This is a genomic window from Methanoregula sp. (assembly GCF_003170075.1).
Lineage (GTDB): Archaea > Halobacteriota > Methanomicrobia > Methanomicrobiales > Methanospirillaceae > Methanoregula.
In genome coordinates this window covers 34,294-52,354 of sequence record NZ_PMZU01000026.1, presented here as the reverse complement: position 1 = coordinate 52,354, position 18,061 = coordinate 34,294, and the positions used below count along the sequence as shown (strand labels likewise).

Annotated in this window: 24 protein-coding genes; 1 reads left to right on the top strand and 23 read right to left on the bottom strand. The window is 56.8% G+C overall.

The features are described from left to right. Positions 1-6 precede the first annotated feature (6 nt). The 21 genes from QZN75_RS02830 to QZN75_RS02730 form a co-directional block, all read right to left on the bottom strand. Complete coding sequence (locus tag QZN75_RS02830) at positions 7-216, bottom strand: hypothetical protein (protein WP_292424452.1); 210 nt, start codon at positions 214-216, stop codon at positions 7-9. Continuing rightward, the gene (locus QZN75_RS02825) at positions 213-1,217 is read right to left on the bottom strand and encodes a cobalt-precorrin-5B (C(1))-methyltransferase (protein ID WP_292424451.1); all 1,005 of its coding nucleotides are present in this window, start codon (positions 1,215-1,217) and stop codon (positions 213-215) included. Before QZN75_RS02825 ends, QZN75_RS02830 begins: the two co-directional genes overlap by 4 nt. After that, complete coding sequence (locus QZN75_RS02820) at positions 1,214-1,879, bottom strand: precorrin-8X methylmutase (protein WP_292424450.1); 666 nt, start codon at positions 1,877-1,879, stop codon at positions 1,214-1,216. The genes QZN75_RS02825 and QZN75_RS02820 overlap by 4 nt, the downstream gene beginning before the upstream one ends. Next, positions 1,827-2,615: a precorrin-3B C(17)-methyltransferase gene (cobJ, locus tag QZN75_RS02815; protein ID WP_292424449.1), complete on the bottom strand. Its 789-nt coding sequence runs from the start codon at positions 2,613-2,615 to the stop codon at positions 1,827-1,829. Before cobJ ends, QZN75_RS02820 begins: the two co-directional genes overlap by 53 nt. Next, complete coding sequence (gene cbiG / locus QZN75_RS02810; RefSeq protein WP_292424448.1) at positions 2,599-3,471, bottom strand: cobalt-precorrin 5A hydrolase; 873 nt, start codon at positions 3,469-3,471, stop codon at positions 2,599-2,601. The genes cobJ and cbiG overlap by 17 nt, the downstream gene beginning before the upstream one ends. Next, positions 3,468-4,211 carry a cobalt-precorrin-4/precorrin-4 C(11)-methyltransferase gene (locus QZN75_RS02805; RefSeq protein ID WP_292424447.1) on the bottom strand — a complete coding sequence of 248 codons (744 nt, stop codon included), beginning with the start codon at positions 4,209-4,211 and terminating at the stop codon, positions 3,468-3,470. The genes cbiG and QZN75_RS02805 overlap by 4 nt, the downstream gene beginning before the upstream one ends. Before the next feature lies 1 nt (position 4,212). After that, positions 4,213-4,818, bottom strand: coding sequence for a cobalt-factor II C(20)-methyltransferase (locus QZN75_RS02800; protein WP_292424446.1), 606 nt, complete (start codon positions 4,816-4,818; stop codon positions 4,213-4,215). After that, positions 4,809-5,351: a methyltransferase domain-containing protein gene (locus QZN75_RS02795; RefSeq protein WP_292424444.1), complete on the bottom strand. Its 543-nt coding sequence runs from the start codon at positions 5,349-5,351 to the stop codon at positions 4,809-4,811. The genes QZN75_RS02800 and QZN75_RS02795 overlap by 10 nt, the downstream gene beginning before the upstream one ends. Positions 5,352-5,782: 431 nt before the next feature. Then, entirely contained in the window at positions 5,783-7,015 is a 1,233-nt protein-coding gene (locus tag QZN75_RS02790) for an energy-coupling factor ABC transporter ATP-binding protein (RefSeq protein ID WP_292424442.1), read from the bottom strand. Continuing rightward, complete coding sequence (cbiQ, locus tag QZN75_RS02785; protein ID WP_292424439.1) at positions 7,012-7,806, bottom strand: cobalt ECF transporter T component CbiQ; 795 nt, start codon at positions 7,804-7,806, stop codon at positions 7,012-7,014. Before cbiQ ends, QZN75_RS02790 begins: the two co-directional genes overlap by 4 nt. Before the next feature lie 6 nt (positions 7,807-7,812). Then, positions 7,813-8,121, bottom strand: a complete 309-nt coding sequence (locus tag QZN75_RS02780; RefSeq protein WP_292424438.1) for an energy-coupling factor ABC transporter substrate-binding protein — start codon at positions 8,119-8,121, stop codon at positions 7,813-7,815. 2 nt (positions 8,122-8,123) lie between these two features. Continuing rightward, positions 8,124-8,840, bottom strand: a complete 717-nt coding sequence (locus tag QZN75_RS02775; protein WP_292424435.1) for an energy-coupling factor ABC transporter permease — start codon at positions 8,838-8,840, stop codon at positions 8,124-8,126. A 160-nt stretch (positions 8,841-9,000) separates the two neighbouring features. After that, positions 9,001-9,516, bottom strand: coding sequence for a DUF333 domain-containing protein (locus QZN75_RS02770; RefSeq protein WP_292424432.1), 516 nt, complete (start codon positions 9,514-9,516; stop codon positions 9,001-9,003). Positions 9,517-9,602: 86 nt separating this feature from the next. Further along, positions 9,603-10,397, bottom strand: a complete 795-nt coding sequence (trpA, locus tag QZN75_RS02765; protein ID WP_292424429.1) for a tryptophan synthase subunit alpha — start codon at positions 10,395-10,397, stop codon at positions 9,603-9,605. Continuing rightward, positions 10,397-11,569 carry a tryptophan synthase subunit beta gene (gene trpB, locus QZN75_RS02760; RefSeq protein WP_292424426.1) on the bottom strand — a complete coding sequence of 391 codons (1,173 nt, stop codon included), beginning with the start codon at positions 11,567-11,569 and terminating at the stop codon, positions 10,397-10,399. The genes trpA and trpB overlap by 1 nt, the downstream gene beginning before the upstream one ends. A gap of 1 nt (position 11,570) precedes the next feature. Further along, the gene (locus tag QZN75_RS02755) at positions 11,571-12,149 is read right to left on the bottom strand and encodes a phosphoribosylanthranilate isomerase (protein ID WP_292424424.1); all 579 of its coding nucleotides are present in this window, start codon (positions 12,147-12,149) and stop codon (positions 11,571-11,573) included. Then, positions 12,140-12,895, bottom strand: a complete 756-nt coding sequence (locus QZN75_RS02750; RefSeq protein WP_292424422.1) for an indole-3-glycerol-phosphate synthase — start codon at positions 12,893-12,895, stop codon at positions 12,140-12,142. The genes QZN75_RS02755 and QZN75_RS02750 overlap by 10 nt, the downstream gene beginning before the upstream one ends. Then, complete coding sequence (trpD, locus tag QZN75_RS02745; protein WP_292424419.1) at positions 12,892-13,911, bottom strand: anthranilate phosphoribosyltransferase; 1,020 nt, start codon at positions 13,909-13,911, stop codon at positions 12,892-12,894. The genes QZN75_RS02750 and trpD overlap by 4 nt, the downstream gene beginning before the upstream one ends. Then, positions 13,908-14,501: an aminodeoxychorismate/anthranilate synthase component II gene (locus QZN75_RS02740; protein WP_292424416.1), complete on the bottom strand. Its 594-nt coding sequence runs from the start codon at positions 14,499-14,501 to the stop codon at positions 13,908-13,910. The genes trpD and QZN75_RS02740 overlap by 4 nt, the downstream gene beginning before the upstream one ends. Continuing rightward, positions 14,498-16,036 (bottom strand): anthranilate synthase component I, encoded by a 1,539-nt coding sequence (trpE, locus tag QZN75_RS02735; RefSeq protein ID WP_292424414.1) that lies wholly within the window; start codon positions 16,034-16,036, stop codon positions 14,498-14,500. The genes QZN75_RS02740 and trpE overlap by 4 nt, the downstream gene beginning before the upstream one ends. 367 nt (positions 16,037-16,403) lie before the next feature. After that, positions 16,404-16,775 (bottom strand): hypothetical protein, encoded by a 372-nt coding sequence (locus QZN75_RS02730; RefSeq protein WP_292424412.1) that lies wholly within the window; start codon positions 16,773-16,775, stop codon positions 16,404-16,406. A 116-nt stretch (positions 16,776-16,891) separates the two neighbouring features. On the opposite strand from QZN75_RS02730, the gene QZN75_RS02725 reads away from it, so the two are divergent. Beyond that, positions 16,892-17,500, top strand: a complete 609-nt coding sequence (locus tag QZN75_RS02725; protein ID WP_292424410.1) for a hypothetical protein — start codon at positions 16,892-16,894, stop codon at positions 17,498-17,500. A 21-nt stretch (positions 17,501-17,521) separates the two neighbouring features. Here QZN75_RS02725 and QZN75_RS02720 read toward each other — a convergent pair whose 3' ends face one another. Then, on the bottom strand, positions 17,522-17,755 hold the full coding sequence (locus QZN75_RS02720) for a hypothetical protein (RefSeq protein WP_292424408.1): 234 nt from the start codon (positions 17,753-17,755) through the stop codon (positions 17,522-17,524). 107 nt (positions 17,756-17,862) lie between these two features. Further along, positions 17,863-18,030 (bottom strand): CxxC-x17-CxxC domain-containing protein, encoded by a 168-nt coding sequence (locus tag QZN75_RS02715; protein WP_292424405.1) that lies wholly within the window; start codon positions 18,028-18,030, stop codon positions 17,863-17,865. Between the last annotated feature and the right edge of the window lie 31 nt (positions 18,031-18,061).

The following is an 18,061-nucleotide window of genomic DNA, read 5'->3' as shown; positions in this document are numbered from 1 at the left end:
ACCTCTTTATGGGTATAATTTGTCGTGCGTCTGCCTACGCACGGGCACCTTCGTCTGGCACGCCCGTTCTTCAACCGATGACAGGAAAGCCACGCTCTTCTCGTATGCCACAGGGTCCGAGCACTCAATGATCCGGGACGCGGATGCCGGCAGGAGCGGGAGGAGTGCGGTAAAATCGATCGTGCCGGTCCCGCACCCGGCACCGACAATCTTCATGGGCTCTCTCCGATTATTGTACCTTCCCGGTTCACGAGGATCACCTTTACCGAAGGATGTTCTTTTTTGTACGCCGTTAAGATCGGCGCCGCGATTGGCAAAAATGCCGGTGATGCGGACAGTTCTTCCACGGTCGCGTATCCTGTACCATCAAGGATATGCGGTTCGATATATTTTAGGATCAGCGCTGGAAGGCCGCAGAGGATCACGTCGCCATTCGTAGCAGACAGTGCTTCCCCGAGCCGGCCCCCGGCAAGCACGACCTCGTGATCGGGAAAGAGCAGGCGGGAATACCGGAGCCCGACCCGGCCGGTCGTGAGGACGACATTCTTTGCATCTTTTACCCGGGCCTGGACTGACTCCTCAAGGTGATCATCCCAGGGCTCGACAAGCCCGGTCGACCCTAGCACGGATAATCCCCCCTCAATGCCGACCCGGGGGTTGAGTGTCTTATTTGCAATGCGTGCACCTTCGGGGATAGAGAGCGTGACCGTAGCGCCGGAAATGCCGGTGTCATCTATGGCCTCCTGCATGGATGCAAGAATGCAGGCAAGCGGGGCGTCGCTGATCGCCGGCGCTCCTTTTTTGTACCGGGGCGTGTCCCGGGCGAACCGCCCGATACCTGGCCCTGGTATAAGTGAAAGCCCGTCTGGTGCGGCAACAGCCTCAGCGACAAACTCGATACCCGCCGTCACATCAGAGGGGTAATCACCGGCATATTTCCTGCACGACGCGTGCCCGGCATGAGCCTCGGCCGGGACATCGGCAACAAGGCCGCAGGGGAGGCGGACCGTAACCTGCGACACGTCCTGTTCCAGCGAAAGGATCGCTGCCTTGCATGCGGCAGCGGCTGTGGTCCCGGTCGTGTACCCGCGCCGGAGGATGGTTCCCGATGCGGTCAGGACGGCAAAACCCTGCACGACAAGGTCAAGTCCGGCCGGATCGAAAACCTTCTCCTGCCAGTTCTCCGGGTACAGAAAACCGGTGACCGGGTCCCTCATGACGTGGATTCCTCGATAAGAATCGTGATGCACTCATTTATCGCAGCGACAGCGACCGGCGTCCCGCCCCGTGTCCCTTCGGTCGAGATCGAGGGGATATTAAGGGCACGCAGGACAGATTTTGACTCAGCCGCGTTGACAAAACCCACCGGTGCGCCGATCACGACTGCCGGGCGGATCCCCTCGTGGATTATCCCGCAGACCGTGAGCAGGGCAGAAGGAGCGTTGCCGATGACGATGATGGAGCCGGCCAGCCGGTCGCGGAGCGCGATAAACCCGGCTGAGCTCCTCGTGATCCCCTTCTCCCGCGCGATCTCCCCGCCGAAGTCAAGCGCACAGAGAATTTTCGACGCGTGCCCTTTCTTCTGGATGCCTGCCTGTACCATCCGGATATCGGTGATGATGTGGGCGCCGGCTTTGAGCGCCGCTATTGTGGCAGGCACGGGATCGGCATTGAACCTCAACAGGTCCGCCATCGCAAAATCGCCGACCGCGACTGAGCAGCGCTGGCGCACCCGGTCCTCGGGGGTCTCGTTCCCGACAATCTTCCGTGCGAGCGTACGCGAGGTCTTTGAGATCTTGTAGGCTTCCTCTGTGGTTGCGCCCGGGTCAATATACGTACTTGTGGTGGTATCCGCGTGGCGTGATGATTCCTTTGACATCGTTTCCCATCCTCCATATCCTGCTCTCGTCCCCGCCGATAATAACGGTCGTGTGCATATCGATCTCTCCGATGACGCTCTCGATCTCCCCCAGTGTCGTTATCACCGGGTCAGCCTGTCCTTCGCGCAGGGCATTTTTTATCACCGCAACCGGAACGGTGGCCGGGTAGTATTTCCGGGCGTGCCCGACCGCGAGCGCAAAATTGTGCGGCCGGCCGTGGCTCCGGGGATTGTAGATCACGACCGGGATCCCGACCGAGAAGACAGCATCGAGGCGTTTCTCGATCACCTCAAGCGGCGTGAGAAGGTCCGAGAGGCTGATGACGGCAAAATCCCCGGAGAGGGGCGAACCGACAAGCGATGCGCCGGCATTTGCCGCAGTAACGCCCGGGACAATCTCCACCGGGATTGTCGCACCGGAATGTTCGAGCACCTCAAGGACGATGCCGGCCATCCCGTAGACTCCTGCATCCCCGCCGGAGATGATCGCGACCACGTGGGACCGGGCAAGCTCGATCGCCTTTCTGGCCCGCTCGACCTCTTTCCCCATCGAGCTCCGGATCACCTGCTTCCCGGCAAGCAACGGCCGGAGCGGTTCAAGGTAACTGTCGTTTCCGATCACGTAGTCGGCACGGGAGATCGCGTCAATTGCACGGCCGGTCATGTAATCCATCCGTCCCGGCCCGACCCCGACGATCCAGAGACCGTTTGTCTGTCTCTCATCGGGCGATGGCAATGGTCACCTTCCCAAAAACCTTCTTTTTCATGACGAGTTCCCGGTGTTTCCCGACCGCAAGCGCACACGGTTCGGCGACCCCGACGAGGCCGATCTTTTTTGCCTTCGAGGGTGTGGTAGTGGTCTGTGCGTTAATAGTGTCATCATCAAGGAATATTAAGTTGGCAGGGATTGAGGCAATCCCTTTAATGAGACCGGTCTCACCGCATTTTTTTGCCGTGGTCGCAAAGAGCTGCACGTCTTTTTGTGCAATGCCGGCTTCAGCGAGAGCTGCACGGACAGCTTCGGTAACTTCTCCTGCCGTAACTCCTTTGCGGCAGCCGATGCCGACCACATAATCCCCTTTGTGCACCAGCAGAGAAACATCCGAGCCGGCGATTACGATCGCCGGGCCGGGCACGGAATAGAGTTTTGTCGTGCCGTCCAGGATCCCGGCATTGACCGCACGGGTCGAGTCGCGGTTGACAATATCGCAGCCAGCCCGGCCGGCAATTGCTTCCACCGAATCGAGGCCGGTGGCTTCTGTTGCCGTAGAGATCACCGGGACAAGCCCGAGGCCCGCAAGTTCCTTTGCGAGCTCGTTTGCCCCATGGTGTCCTCCGAGCAGCGGGACCGCATACGAAAAATCCGGGGTCACGACAACGACGGCAGGGTCGGTCCACTTGTCCCTGATGAGCGGGGCGATGCCGCGTACCACGATCCCCATGGACATCAGCGCAACAATCCGGCGGGCCTTGGGAAAAACCTCGGCAAAAATCCCGGTCCGGTATTCCAGCACATCCGCATCCAGGAATTCTGCAATCCGTCTGGCGTCCCGGAGAAACCGGGGCAGTGCGATCACCACGGTGTCGGTCATGAATACAGGTATGATGGTACGTGGCCCTTCTTTTTTTGTCCCACAACGCCGCCGATTAAAAGGAGCGCCGTATGTTCGATCCCGGCATCCTTTGCCTTTGCTGTGATATCGGCAACGGTGCCACGGACGATCTTCTGGTCGGGCCACGAGGCATGGTAGACGACGGCGGCAGGCGTGTCCTTGGGGCAGGCAAGTTTCTTTGTTATCTCCCCGAGTTTTTCCGTGCCAAGGAAGACGACCATTGTCGAATTGAGGCGCGAGAATTTCCCGATCTGATCTTCTTTGAGTGTCTTTCCTGCCGGCCTGGTGACGATAACCGATTCGGATACGCCCCGGAGCGTGAGTTGGGTCCTGAGCGCTGCTGCCGCAGCAAAAAGGGACGAGACACCGGGCACGATTTCAACCGCGACGCCCCGCTCTTCAAGTTTTTCGATCTGTTCGACAATCGCACCGTAGAGCGACGGGTCGCCCGAGTGGAGCCGTACGACGTTTTTACTGGCCTGCGCATGCTGCACCATCGTGTCGACTATGTCATCGAGATGCATGCCCCAGCTGTCAAGTTTGACCGCAGCGCCGGATCCCGCAACCAGTGCCGGGTTGACGAGCGATCCGGCATAGATCAGGACATCGGCATTTTTGACAAGGTTGTGCCCTTTGACCGTGATCAGCTCCGGGTCTCCGGGGCCGGCGCCTACGAACCAGACTTTTGTGCTCGTACTCTTTGCAGGTTTTTGTACCATGTCAGCGCCTCGCGTACAGCACGCTCATGTAATCGCTCTTTTTTGGAATCTCATCATCGCGGTACACTTTCATGTCGGGGAAAAACATCCGCTCGACAAGGACAAACTCCCGGTATCCTTCTGCCTTGAGACCGGCGATGATCTCCTGAGGGTGCCGGGCCTTGAGCCGGATGAGGGCCGAAGGTTCTGCGCCATCGGATACGACAAAACCCCCGGTGAGCGGGACATGTGCGGCAGATGCAAACGCCGTGATTGAACTGATCCCGGGCTCGGTCCGGTATTCAATACCCGGATAGCGCTCCGCGATGATCCCGCAGAGCCGCGAGAACGTGGAGAAAAAGTTTGGGTCACCGAGGATCCCGAACACCGCAAGGCCGTTTTGTGCGACCGGTGCGATCTTTTCTGCATTCGCTTCGAGACACGACCGGATCTTTTCCTCGTTGTCGGTCATAGGAAAATCGAGCATCACGGCATCGCCGTACGGTGCGACAAGATCCGCGGCGATCCGGCCCGGGACAAAAATGGTGTCGGCCTCTTTTAAGAGCCGGACTGCCCGGAGCGTGAGTAGTTCCGGGTTTCCCGGGCCGAGGCCAAGGCCTACGAGCATGCAGCACCTGATCCCACGATTATATACACCGGATCGATCGGCTTGAACATTATGCTCTGCCCGAGCGGGTACGAGCGGGAAACCTGCACGTGCACGGCCTCACGGAAGATCCCGAGGCGCTGCATGGTCGCAGTCACGGTCGCAAGGGTGCTCACAAGGACGGCATTGACGACAATGACCCGACGGACTTTGCGGGAAAGTACCGGCAGGATCGTTTCGATCTGCTGCGATCCCCCCACAAATGCACAGTCAACGACCGGGGCGGTCGCAAGAAAACCGGCAGCTTCCCCGGAATAAAATTCGATATTTGTTACGCCGGCATGTTTTGCCGCATCCGATGCATAGGTGATCGCTTCCGGGCGCCGGTCGACTGCATACACTTTTTTCGCAAGCCTGGCAGCAGCGATCGAAACCTTACCGGTCCCGCACCCGAGATCGAGCATGGTATCTCCGTTCCTGAGTTCCATCTTGAACAGAGAGATCGCCATCACTTCGTCATGTGTCGGCCCGCCGGCAGGCATTGTGTTGACCATCTTCTGAAAATTTTGTTGTGTTGAGGTATTAAGGCTTGTTTTGTGGGGGAGGTTACAGGATACCGGCAGATCCCTGCAAATCCGGGCGTAATCCAGGCTCTGATTGCAAGAGTCCCGGACTGGTGAACATGCCGGGAGGGGAGTGGTGTCCACCGCGATAAATAACCCGGTTAGACGTAGGTATTTTGGGAAAATTCTTGGTCAAAACAGGAAAAATTTTGCACTTTAGCGGTGTTCTTGCAGTGGCAAAAATGGCATCATCCTGCAGGTCAAAAACAGGAAGACCGGCTGTCAAAAGGCCGCTATGGCCGGATTTTTAAAAGGAAGGTACTATGAAATTTCAGGTTAACCGGAACACGATAGTCATCATGGCCTTCCCCTGATCACGTTCATGGAAATGGCCATGATCATGGTCGTTATCTTCATGACGTTCATGGTTTTTGGCAGGAGGGATCATTCTGTCGGACTTCCTCGTTTATAAGCCCCTTTACTGAGGGGTGGTTCGTAGTGTTCAGAGAGATCACGCTGATGGTGTTGCCGCTCTCCCGGCAGTACGCCTCCACCCGGACAGCGACCCGGCTAACCATGCTGCCGGTGGTCAGGATCAGGGAATCCTGCCCCCGCAGTGCACGCAGAATACACTTATCGATAACACCGTAGGTGAACTCAAGGGCAAGCTGTTCCCGTGCGGCGCACTGCTTCGCACGTGTACCCATCGCCCCGACAGAGAGGCCCGGGCGGATTTTAACCCATGCGGAGAGCGGTGCCGTCTCCTGCTCGTCAACATTGCAGACCGAGATGGTGCCCATCCGGGTGTTATTGCCGGAACGATGGAGCAGACTCTCAATAATGTTGATCATGTCGAGGACACTGCGTGGTTTTCGTTCCGGCTGCGCAAACCCGCGCCGCCCGAGTTCCTGCGAGAGTTCGAGGAGAGTAGGGACAGAGAGGTGCGCCATACGGACATGGTCAAGATTCCCGAATGCCACGTCCGGCACATCCTCCTCAAGGATCCTCCCGTTTAAGAGGAGGATTGCCCGTTCAGCCCACGGGTACGCAAGTTCGACATCATGGGTGGAGATTATTATGGTCTTACCGTCATGGTTCAGTTCGTCAAGCAGTTCCATGAGATCTTCCGAACCGGAAGGATCAAGACCGCTGGTCGGCTCGTCGAATACCAGTACATCCGGATCCATTGCCAGCACGCCGGCGATTGCAACCCGTTTCTTCTCCCCACCGGAGAGATGGTGGGGCGGGCGCCGTTCAAATCCCTCAAGGCCAACCTGGCGGAGTGCAAGCGCAACCGCGTTCCGGATGGCCTGGTCATCATACCCAAGGTTTGCCGGGCCAAACGCAACATCCTGGTATACGGTCGGGGCAATGATCTGGCGATCCGAATTCTGTAGCACGTACCCTACACGTTTCCGGAGCTGGCGTAGTGATGATCTGTCGTACCGGATCGGCTGGCTGTCAATGAGCATGATCCCGGAGTCCGGCCGGATCATGCCGTTGAACATCTGCAGGAGCGTGGACTTGCCGGCTCCATTCGGACCGACAAGCGCAATTTTCTCTCCGGGGCGGATATGGAAACTGATCCCTTTGATTGCATCCGGGCTTCCCGGGTACCGGTACCTGACATCCCGTGCTTCAAGTATGATTTTCATGGTATTACCACAACTCCTGTTGTTATCATCAGCAGAACAGCGATCAGCCCGGCAAGGTAGAGAAGGGCCGGGAAAAGTGACTGCATCTGCACAGGTTCCGCCGGATCCAGCGAAGGCATGATCCCATCATAGCACCGGCAGTCCATCGCGTGAATAAGCCCCTCTCCGGCGATCCAGCTGGAGATGAAGAGCATCCCGCAGAGCATGGAGAATGAACGGATTGACTCTTTTACCCTGCTGTACCCAAGACGCATGATTTGTGCCTGCCAGATCTCGCGGGCCTGTTCGTAGGTGATAAAGATATACCGGTACATGATCATCATCAGATCGATCAGTTCGACAGGAATCCTGCACCGTTTCATGATATTGAAGAGATCCGTCATAGGGGTGGTCAGCGCAATAAAGAAGAGCGAGATCGTACACCCGAATACCCGGAAAAGTATGAGGATGGCGTGCCTGACAGCGTTGTCCGTGATCGTGAGATTGATCCACGAAACCGGGGAAAAACGCCAGATAACATCGCCACCGCCAAGCATGAATAAAAGGACGATGATACTACAGGCTGTAAATATGGCCGGTGCAATAAGGAGCTCCCCGTACACGAGCGGGGATATACGTGCAGGAATTAAAAGGACCAGACTGAGTATAATCCCCGAAATCAGCGGAACAACCGGTGTAGGGGATACAAGACAGATAAGAAGGGAACCAAGACCAAGGAGGATTTTGGTTCCCGGGTGGATGTGCCGGAATGTACTATTTTGTGCGATATTGTCCAGCAGCGTTTCAAACATGAGTTATCAGGAATTGAGGGGACGTCTTTTCTGTCCGTACCAGTACCCGATCACCAGTCCGACCACAACTCCCCCAAAGGTTGCCTGGAGCGCAAAGAGGGTCGATTCAATCTCGCCGCTTGGCGGCACATACTGGGGAATAAGGGGTGTAAAGGATTCGACCGGTTTGCCGGTCAGCTCTGCAATCTTTTCCGATCCGACATCATCCGACCCGGAAAATGCATGGCCCGACTGGCCGCTGACTATCATAAAGAGTACCACAAACGTGAAAAGGCCAATCAACGTGAGTATCTCAAGTTTTCTGTTCTCGAACATAATTACACCTTTTCTGGGGGATCATTTGTCTTTGTCCCGAGCGCGGATTCAATCTGCTCTTTCGAGAATACGCCCAGTTTCTCAATGAGATCCGGTTTGAGCTGGATGATATACTTGAAGACCAGCGCAAGAACGAGTCCTTCGATAATTGAGAGCGGGACCTGGGTAATCGCAAATATCGCAAAGAATGCGGTAAACGAAGCCATAACTCCCCCGACCTCAGCCGGGTACGCGAGGGCAAGTTCGAAGGATGTGATGATGTACGTGACAATATCCGCCACTGCCGCTACGCAGAACACGGTGACGTAGATATTAACCGAGGTATTTTTCAGGAGTTTGTACACAGCATAGCCGACAAGGGGGCCGCCGATTGCCATTGAAACCATGTTGGCTCCCAGCGTGGACAACCCGCCGTGAGCGAGCAGGAGCGCCTGGAACAGCAGCACAATAAAACCAATTACCGCGGTGATATAGGGCTTGAAACACATGACCGAAAGCCCGGTACCGGTCGGGTGGGAACAACTACCGGTTACTGAAGGGAGTTTGAGTGCGGACAGTATGAAGATGAACGCCCCGCACACGCCAAGCAGCGGGAGATATTCCCGGTCTTTGCGCAACAGAGATTTGAGTTCGATAACTCCCATAACAAGGAACGGGATAGCGATAAGCCACCACACGAGGCACCATTGCCAGGGTAAGAATCCTTCCATGATATGCATTACATCACTCCTCAAGTATACTTTACAAAAGTAAATAAAATTTGCTAAGTTGGATTTTTATTGGAATCTTACGACACACCAGAATAAAAACAGGGATAGTGGCAGAGGCAGGATGCATCTTGTACAACAGAGTGCAGAAAAAAAAAGAATTTGATCCTGCTTATGCGGTCACGTTCGCGGCCTTGCAGCCTTCCCCGCGGAAAAGCGCCCACTCCTCGCAGGTTGTACCGTTCTTAAAGGTGCACATGCCGTACTGGCCGGCTGCGCTGTCCTTGATCTCAAGGGTGCCGCCGAGGTTCACGCAGTTGACAGATGCCGGGTTCGCGATGCCGGTCTGGTTGGACGGGGCGCCGGTTGGTGTCGTGTTTACTTTAGCACCGGCCTTGCATCCCTCACCCCGGAAGAGCGCCCACTCCTCGCAGGTTGTACCGTTGGTAAAGGTACACATACCGTACTCGCTGCCGTCAGCGTTCTTTTTGATCTCAGTGGTGCCGCCGATACTTCCGCAGTTGACCGAGGCCGGGTTTGCCAGACCGGCCTGTCCAGATACGGTTACCTGCGATGTTGGTGTTGTGGTTGTTGCCGATGCCTGTGTGGACTGCTGGGTACAGCCGGCACTGATGATGCCGGCGACGAGGCAGAGGCCCAGAATAAGAAATACATAGGTTCTAGCCATAATCCTGACCGGATAGACGTTTACCGGCACGTGTTAAAAAAAGATCGGATTAGTTATCCCGGTTCCATCCGCGAACATGCCGCCGGTCAGGTCCCTGCCGCCATTTTCATGCGGGCGACGTACTGCCTGAGCGCAGATTCCATCGCATTCAGGTCACCGAGATGTTTTTCCACGATATCCACAATGGCACTTCCAACTATCACGCCATCGGCGCCTGCTTTCGTGCATGTCGTTACGTGGGCCGGTGTCGAGATCCCAAACCCGAGGGCAAGCGGGAGCGTCGTGTGCGTGCGGACCCGGTTCAGGAGAGCGAGAGCCTCGGGCGATACGGTCTTTCGTGCGCCCGTGACACCGAGTACCGAGACAAGGTAGAGGTACCCGCGTGCTTGGCGCACGATTGCGTCCATGCGTTCATCGGACGTGGTCTGCGTGATAAGGAAGATCGGGTCGATCTTGTATTTTCCGGCGATCTCAACCACTTCCTTTGATTCCTCGACCGGCATATCGGCCACGAGGATACCGTCAACGCCGGCTTCGTGTGCTTCGCGGTAAAACCGTTCGATCCCCCTCCGGTAGATCGTATTATAATACGAGAGTAAGACGATCGGCACGGTGGAATGGGCACGGACTTCCCGGACAATTGCAAAGATCGTATCGGGCGTGGTACCGGCAGCAAGCGCCCGGTCGTCTGCACGCTGGATAGTCGGTCCGTCCGCGACCGGGTCCGAGAACGGAACTCCCAGTTCGAGGATGTCCGCCCCGCCGTCAATGAGCGCCCGTGCGATGCGGACGGACGTTTTCTGGTCCGGATCTCCGGCTACTGCAAAGCCGATGAATGCGGTTATGCCTTTTTTCCTGAACACGGCATCGATCCGTCCCATTATTTCGCCTCCTGTTCCGCCGCGATTTCGGCAACATCCTTGTCGCCCCGGCCGGAGAGATTGATAATCACAACATCTCCCCTGTCGAACCGGTCGGCGTTTTTGAGGACGTAGGCGACCGCATGGGCGGATTCAAGCGCCGGGATGATCCCCTCCTTCTTTGAGAGATAGCGGAACGCGTCCAGCACGTCAGGGTCCTGTACCGCATGGTAGGAAACCCGGTGCGAATCCTTGAGCATCGCGTGTTCGGGGCCAACGCCCGGGTAATCGAGACCTGCCGCAACGCTGTGCGTGGGGAGCACCTGCCCGTCTTTATCCTGCAACAGGTACGAGAGCGTGCCGTGCAGCACGCCGGGGTCCCCGGCACAGAGTGTTGCGGAGTGCTCGCCCGTTTCAACACCGTTTCCCCCCGCTTCGACTCCGATCAGGTCCACGTTATCGGCAAGGAACGGGTGGAAGATACCGATCGCATTCGATCCGCCACCGACACAGGCAACGATGGCGTCAGGTGTCTTCCCCTCTTTTCTTAAGATCTGTTCCCGCGCCTCGCGCCCGATCACGGACTGGAAATCGCGCACGATGGTGGGGAACGGGTGCGGGCCGACAACCGACCCGATCAGGTAGTGCGTGTCGTGCACGTTTGCCACCCAGTCGCGGAGCGCTTCGTTGGTGGCGTCCTTGAGTGTCCGTGTCCCGGATGGTACCGGATGCACGGTTGCACCCATCAGTTCCATGCGGAACACATTGAGCGCCTGGCGCTGTATATCGACTTCGCCCATGAAGACCTCGACCTTAAAGCCGAGTGCCGCCCCGACAATTGCGGTCGCGACCCCGTGCTGGCCGGCACCGGTCTCGGCGATCAGCCGTTTTTTGCCCATGCGTTTTGCCAGGAGTGCCTGCCCGAGCGTATTGTTGAGCTTGTGCGAACCGCCGTGCACGAGATCCTCGCGCTTCAGGTACACCTTAAATCCGAGATCCCGTGACATATTCGCGCAGAACGTGAGCGGTGTCGGGCGTCCTGCATATTCAGACTGGTACGCGGCAAGTTCCCGTTCGAATGCCGGGTCGTGTGCCGTGTGCTGGTAAGCGTCTTCGAGTTCGATCAATGCGTTCATCAGGGTTTCGGGCACGTACTGTCCCCCGTACTTCCCGAACCGTCCTTTATTTCCCATGTTATGCCTCCTGTGCTGCGGTGATAAATGCCGCTATTTTTTTGTGATCTTTTATTCCGGGACGTTCTTCAACGCCGCTTGCAACGTCGACTGCATAGGGATGGATCCTACGGATCGCGTCCCCGACATTCCCCGGGGTCAGTCCCCCGGCAAGGATGACCGGGATGGTTGAGTGCTTCACCGCAGCGAGGGCATACGATGGATTATATGCCTTTCCCTTTCCATGGCTGTCATCGACAATAACCGCATCACAGTCTTCCGGCAGCGGGTCGCTCCTTCCGATCACCCGGATTACCTTCACACCCGGATCTTTTTCGAATTTGAACGGGTGCGATATCTGGATGGCTGTGGGATGAAGGGCAATTATCTGTGCAAGTTCCTCTTCGGATTTGGTATGGCTTACTGCAACAGTCGCCGTAAATGGCCCGACCGCGTCAAAGATTTCCCGTGCCTGTTCCAGAGGTACGACCCGGCGCGATACGCCCCCGGAATAGACAACAACGCCAATTGCATCGGCCCCGGCTTTTTCAGCAAACCGCGCATCCTCCACACGGGTGATCCCGCAGATCTTCACGCGCATACGAATTCCTCCAGTTTTTTCCCTGGCGCCTGATGGGCCATGAGGGACGATCCGATCAGGAACGCATCGCAATACGGGCGCATCTCTCTTACATCATCTGCGGATCGCATCCCGCTCTCCGAGACGATGATCCGGTGGTCTGCCCGTACCTTTTCCGAGAGGATCCGGGTGGTTGACCGGTCGACACTCATCGTTGCAAGGTTGCGGTTGTTGATCCCGATCAGGTGCGCCCGGGTGGCAAGGGCGCAGTCGACTTCACCCGTGTTATGGACTTCCACGAGCGGCTCGAGGCCGGCCCCGTAGGCGGCATCGACAAACTCGGGGAGCCGGTCGCCAAGGACAGCCGCGATGAGGAGCACCGCGTCCGCCCCGAGCGCCCGGGTTTCATCGATCTGGCGCATGTCAACGACAAAATCCTTTCGCAGGACCGGCACGCTGACGGCGGCCTTGACCCGCGCAATATCCGCACCCGAGCCGCCAAAGAAGTACGGCTCGGTGAGCACAGAGAGCCCGACGCAGCCGCCATCGACGAGAACACCGGCCATCATCGCCATGTCCACGTTGCGCCGTATGATGCCTCCTGACGGGGATGCGCATTTGATCTCGGCGATCACGGGGTTCTTTTGCCGCGCCGAACAGATCGCATCCGCGAGGCTTGCATGCGTGCAGCCCATCTGCTCCGGGAACGTCGCGGGCAGTCTCTCAACCCTCTTTTGGGTGCGCCGGATGATCTCATCAAGGATCATGCCGCACCCTGCGTCGCACAGATGAGTGCATCCAGTTTTTCCTGTGCTTTCCCGGAATCGATGGATGCAGCGGCGAGCCGGATCCCCTCTGCGAGTGTTCCGGCCCGGCCTCCCATGCAGATTGCGGCTCCCGCATTCATGAGAACGATATCGCGTCCGGCCCCTTTTTTCCCGGCAAGGATGTCACGGAGGATGCGTGCGTTCTTCTTCGGGCTTCCGCCGGAAAGATCGGCCGGTGCAGCCCGGGCAAACCCGAACATCTCCGGCGAAATGGTGTATTTCCGTATCCGGTTTCCGGCAAGTTCAGTTACGATCGTCTCCCCGGTGGTCGTGATCTCGTCAAGTCCGCTGCCATGTACTACCATCGCACGGGAAACACCGAGCAGGCGCAGCACTTCGGCAACTGTCCCGGTGAGATTTTCAGCGTAGACCCCGAGCACCTGTGCCTCCGCCCCTGCCGGGTTTGCAAGCGGGCCAAGGAGGTTGAAGACCGTCCGGCACCCGAGGTCCTGCCGTGTTGCCATCACATACTTCATCGCCGGGTGATGGCTCGGTGCAAAGAGAAATGCAATCCCGATTTCCTGTACGATTTTTGCCTGCACCGCCGGATCTACTGCGATAGTGACACCAAGTGCCGCGAGCACATCGGCCGATCCGCACCGGCTGCTCACGCCCCGGTTGCCGTGCTTGACAACCGGGACGCCGGCTCCTGCGGCAACAAACGCGGCGGTGGTACTGATGTTGAAGGTCTGTGCGCCATCGCCCCCGGTACCGCAGGTATCGACCAGTGTCCCTGTGACCTCTGGTTTTATGTTGACCGCATGGTCCCGCATCACCCGGGCAAATGCCGCGATCTCCTCCGGGGTCTCGCCTTTTATGCGCAGCGCGGTCAGAAAACCGCCGATCTGCGCCGGTGTCGCCTGACCGTCCATGATTGTATTCATAACCGCAACTGCTTCCGTTGGCGCGAGATTACGCCCCTCCACCACATGTGCGATGGCCTCTTTCATAGTCATGCACCCACCCGCCGCGGATCGAAGAGGAAGTTTTTCATGAGGGCGTCACCGTCATGCGAGAGGATGCTCTCCGGGTGGAACTGCACACCTTCAATGGGATATTCTGCGTGCCGGACACCCATCACAAAACCGTCATCAAGGCTCTCGGCCACAACCGACAGTTCCGGTGGCAGCGTGTCCCGTTGTGCCACGAGCGAATGGTAGCGGGTGGCCGTAAATGGCGAAGGCAGACCAGCATAAATGCCTTTTCCGTCGCTCATGATCTCCGAGGTCTTGCCGTGCATGAGATGGCCGGAGCGTACGACCCGGCCGCCAAACGCGGTGCAGATGGCCTGGTGGCCGAGACAGACGCCGAGTGTCGGGATTGTTTTGCTCATGGTCTCCAAAACCTCAAGGCAGACACCGGAATCCTCCGGTGTGCCGGGACCGGGCGAGAGGATAATCCGGTCGCAGCCGGTTTTTTCGAGCTGCGAGAGCGGAGTGTCGCAGGTGAAGACCACGGGTTTTGCCCCGAGTTTTCCCACCTGCTGGTACAGGTTGAAGGTGAAACTGTCGTAACAGTCCACGATAAGGACGCTCGGAGCGCTCATGGCGAGACCCCCGCCCGTTCGATCGCACGCATCATTGCTGCCGCCTTATTTTCCGTCTCGGTCCATTCGTTTTCGGGCACCGAGTCCGCGACGATACCCGCCCCGACCTGGATGCTCGCCCTGCCATTCTTCACGCTCACGGTGCGGATCGCAATCGCAAACTCAAGGTTCCGGTCAAAGCCGATATACCCGACAGCACCCGCGTAGAGCCCGCGTGCGTCCGACTCGGTCTCGCTGATGATCTGCATCGCCCGGATCTTCGGAGCACCCGAGACCGTCCCGGCCGGGAAACAGGACTTGAGTGCATCATAGCAGTCGAGATGGTCCATGAGCGTCCCGGTGACAGTCGAGACCATGTGCTGGACGTGGGAGAACTTCTCGATACCCATGAACTCGGTGACATCGACCGACCCGAACTTGCAGACTCTCCCGACATCGTTTCGTGCGAGATCGACCAACATCGTGTGCTCGGCCCGCTCTTTTTTGTCGAGCAGGAGTTCCTGTGCGAGCCGTTTGTCCTCGCCCTTGTCCTGGCCCCGGGGCCGGGTGCCGGCGATCGGGATGGTCGTCACGCGCCGTTTCTCCACCCGGACAAGCATCTCGGGGCTTGCCCCGATTACCTGTTCGTCCCCGAAATCGAGGAAGTACATGTACGGGCTCGGGTTGATCGCCCGCAGTGCAGCGTAGATCGGGAAGGGGTCGGCGCCCACCGCACATTCCATTCTCCGGGAGAGCACGGCCTGGAAGATATCCCCGGCCACGATATGCTCTTTTATCCCTTCGACCGCGTGCGAGAACGCCTCCTTGCCGGTGTTGTCCGAAATTTCCAGCGGCTTTCCGGGTCGCATCCCCCGGGGGATAGGTGATGCCGGTGGTTTTTCTGCGATTGCTGTGATCTGCTTCTCCAATGCCGCGATATGTGCGACACAGCGCCGGTACTCGGCAGCCGGGTCCGACTCGTAGGTCAGGAACGGGCTTGAGAAGATGAAGAACTTCCTGTCCCGGTGATCGAAGACAATGCAGTCTTTTGTAAGCATGAAGCGTGCATCGGGTGTCTCAACGGCCGTGCCGTTCCTGTTGTTGTCCACCTGGCAAAAAAGCGAATGGACAATATCATAGGCAAAGTACCCGACCATTCCGCCGAAAAACCGCGGGGCCCTGAGGTTCACGTAGTTGAACCGTGAAAGAATAGAACGGATCCGGTCGACCGGGTTCTCCCCTTCAGGTTCGCAAGCGATGGCGACAAAGGCATCGCTGCCCGTCACGGTCACGTCACGGCCGAGCGTGATCACGCACGCGGGATCGATCCCGACGTACGAGTACCGTGCGATCTTCTCACTTCCTTCCATGGATTCTAAGAGGAACCCGTTTCCCTTCCGGGTGTTCAAGAACACGTCCAGTGGGGAGCAGCGCGGGAGCGGAAGTTCGGTGCAGAGCGGGATCACCAGCGGTTTTGGCTGGTCGCTTACTGCAGTAAGGAATTCATCGGGTCCAAGATTCAGGTTCAGTGCGTTTTGAATAATATCTGTCTCCATCCCATCGGCATCACCAGCTACCGGATTTTGTAAAATGTGTCCCGGGCAGGAACGAGGTGTGTGAAGGTTCCTGCCCCGGCGAGCAGCATCGGTACGGGAAACTTTCGCGAGGATCCGGGAGGATCCCGTTGACTTCCCGCTGCAATGCTTAGTTTTGGTTGTTATTGTACATATTTATACATTACTGTTATTTTGTGTAAACCGGTGTATATATAAAAACAATATCCCGGTACCTGGCATTGACAAAAGAGTCTGATGCTCCGGGAAAGGCGAAGGCGATAAAAAAGATACCGTGGTACCTGAAGGTTCGAAACCGGTGCAGACTATGCGGTGAACCGGGTGTACCCGGATTGCCCCCGTGCCCCGTTCACTCCACTTTTATGCCCCTGTTGCGGAGTGCTTCCGTCTTATTCTTCGAACACTCTTCGCACCGGAACTCGGGCGCTGCATCCTCGCTCTTGTCGTAGTCCCCGGACCGGACAAGCCGGTATCCCCTCGCAACTTTACCGCAGTCCACGCAGCTGATGTTCTCTTTGACCTCCCACTGTGCCGCAAGCGACTGGGCGGTGAAGATGTACTGGTCGACCCAGAAGAAGATCAGCCCACCGATCAGGTTTGCAACAATGGCAGCCACGATCTGTCCCATTGCGGCAAGGAGGATACCGACCCCGGCCAGGATCGGGGTGCTTGCCTGCCACCGGAGCAGGTAAAGTGCGTACCGCTTGAAATTGATCCGCATGCCTGATCATCGTGCAAGAACGTTAAAGGGATTTCTGCCCGGGCGATGCATTGCATGCATGAGGCCTTTATACCCTGCCGGACAAATACTAGAAAGTACACTTGACGTGAGTATCTATGTGGCCAAACAAGCAGCCCTCGCTCGGGTGGATTTTTGTCTCGCGGATGATCGGGATCATCTGTTTTTTAATAGCCGTCGTCCTTGCAAACATCCTGAAATTTTATGTGTCAAGCCCGGTCTACCAGTCTGGCGTCGTGTTCTTAAATGAAAATTTCTGGCTGTTCATTCTCATCGCCATCATTTTTCTGGTTGCCGATCTGTTCGGGGCGTTCCCGTTTCCCCTCAACCTGCCAGCACCAATCATCAGGGCATTTGGCAGCGTGTTTTGCATTGCAGTGATGCTGATCATCTTTCAATGGGTGGATGGGATTACTGGCATGACACTCTACCATTTCTTCTGGTTGATCTCATTCCTTCTTGGTCCGCTTGTTTTTCTTATTGTACTCGCGAGTGGTTATTACGAAATCATGCGGCAGCTCTGGTGGCAACCAAAGCTGGAACATGAAACGGGAAGTAACACTCTTGTTTTCCATGAAGAACCTCCCGTTCAGTCATCAAAAACGACCTCTGATGCGAAATCATGGGAGGAAATTGGGAGTGAATTCAGGCTGATGCTCTTTGATATCATCCACCGGTTCCGCGAAGAGATACGAAAAAAGGAATAAAAACGATAAACGTGGGAACAATCACCATTCCGGGTTTTCCCGGAGGAACGTCTTTTCTTTTGCTTCGAGTTCTTCAGGTGTCAGGTGTGCAGGCATACAGATACACCGGTGCTCTATAAAGACACCATTTTTAAACGACCCCTGTTTATCTCCAGGTCTGCAAGCCCCGTAAACATCAGCATCGCAGTCATGACAGACATGGGGAAGACCTTCGCGTGCTGCACAGTCCTTTGCCGCTTTCCATGATATTGCCATAAAGCAAGTGTAGATCAAATTTAAAAAATACTTCCTCTCAGGGAAAACCTTTCGCCAAAGAATTCACTCTGTGGCAGAGTTTATTAAAAAAGGAAAAAATGATTAAATCAGAACCGGGGTTTCCGGTGTTTCGGGAGGCAGTCCCGGCAATAGACGGGCCTTGACTCAGTTGGCTTGAACGGTACTTCGCACTCTTTTCCGCAGTCTGAACAGACTGTCTTTGTCATTTCTCTGGGACCGAAGTTTCTCGGGCCACCAAATCCTTTTCTTTCCATTGTATTACTCATGCAGTTTTAGATCTGCATA

Coding starts and splice junctions, on each gene's coding strand:
- trpD (WP_292424419.1), bottom strand. CDS start 13,911: ATGACTATGAAAGAGGCCATCGCACATGTGGTGGAGGGGCGTAATCTC.
- QZN75_RS02805 (WP_292424447.1), bottom strand. CDS start 4,211: ATGGTACAAAAACCTGCAAAGAGTACGAGCACAAAAGTCTGGTTCGTA.
- trpE (WP_292424414.1), bottom strand. CDS start 16,036: ATGGAGACAGATATTATTCAAAACGCACTGAACCTGAATCTTGGACCC.
- QZN75_RS02750 (WP_292424422.1), bottom strand. CDS start 12,895: ATGATCCTTGATGAGATCATCCGGCGCACCCAAAAGAGGGTTGAGAGA.
- QZN75_RS02780 (WP_292424438.1), bottom strand. CDS start 8,121: ATGTTCGAGAACAGAAAACTTGAGATACTCACGTTGATTGGCCTTTTC.
- QZN75_RS02715 (WP_292424405.1), bottom strand. CDS start 18,030: ATGGAAAGAAAAGGATTTGGTGGCCCGAGAAACTTCGGTCCCAGAGAA.
- trpA (WP_292424429.1), bottom strand. CDS start 10,397: ATGGGACGGATCGATGCCGTGTTCAGGAAAAAAGGCATAACCGCATTC.
- QZN75_RS02720 (WP_292424408.1), bottom strand. CDS start 17,755: ATGGCAATATCATGGAAAGCGGCAAAGGACTGTGCAGCACGCGAAGGT.
- QZN75_RS02725 (WP_292424410.1), top strand. CDS start 16,892: ATGTGGCCAAACAAGCAGCCCTCGCTCGGGTGGATTTTTGTCTCGCGG.
- QZN75_RS02800 (WP_292424446.1), bottom strand. CDS start 4,818: ATGCTCGTAGGCCTTGGCCTCGGCCCGGGAAACCCGGAACTACTCACG.
- QZN75_RS02830 (WP_292424452.1), bottom strand. CDS start 216: ATGAAGATTGTCGGTGCCGGGTGCGGGACCGGCACGATCGATTTTACC.
- QZN75_RS02825 (WP_292424451.1), bottom strand. CDS start 1,217: ATGAGGGACCCGGTCACCGGTTTTCTGTACCCGGAGAACTGGCAGGAG.
- trpB (WP_292424426.1), bottom strand. CDS start 11,569: ATGGGAAATAAAGGACGGTTCGGGAAGTACGGGGGACAGTACGTGCCC.
- cbiG (WP_292424448.1), bottom strand. CDS start 3,471: ATGACCGACACCGTGGTGATCGCACTGCCCCGGTTTCTCCGGGACGCC.
- cbiQ (WP_292424439.1), bottom strand. CDS start 7,806: ATGTTTGAAACGCTGCTGGACAATATCGCACAAAATAGTACATTCCGG.
- QZN75_RS02795 (WP_292424444.1), bottom strand. CDS start 5,351: ATGGTCAACACAATGCCTGCCGGCGGGCCGACACATGACGAAGTGATG.
- QZN75_RS02775 (WP_292424435.1), bottom strand. CDS start 8,840: ATGCATATCATGGAAGGATTCTTACCCTGGCAATGGTGCCTCGTGTGG.
- QZN75_RS02820 (WP_292424450.1), bottom strand. CDS start 1,879: ATGTCAAAGGAATCATCACGCCACGCGGATACCACCACAAGTACGTAT.
- QZN75_RS02770 (WP_292424432.1), bottom strand. CDS start 9,516: ATGGCTAGAACCTATGTATTTCTTATTCTGGGCCTCTGCCTCGTCGCC.
- QZN75_RS02740 (WP_292424416.1), bottom strand. CDS start 14,501: ATGAGCGCTCCGAGCGTCCTTATCGTGGACTGTTACGACAGTTTCACC.
- QZN75_RS02755 (WP_292424424.1), bottom strand. CDS start 12,149: ATGCGCGTGAAGATCTGCGGGATCACCCGTGTGGAGGATGCGCGGTTT.
- QZN75_RS02730 (WP_292424412.1), bottom strand. CDS start 16,775: ATGCGGATCAATTTCAAGCGGTACGCACTTTACCTGCTCCGGTGGCAG.
- QZN75_RS02790 (WP_292424442.1), bottom strand. CDS start 7,015: ATGAAAATCATACTTGAAGCACGGGATGTCAGGTACCGGTACCCGGGA.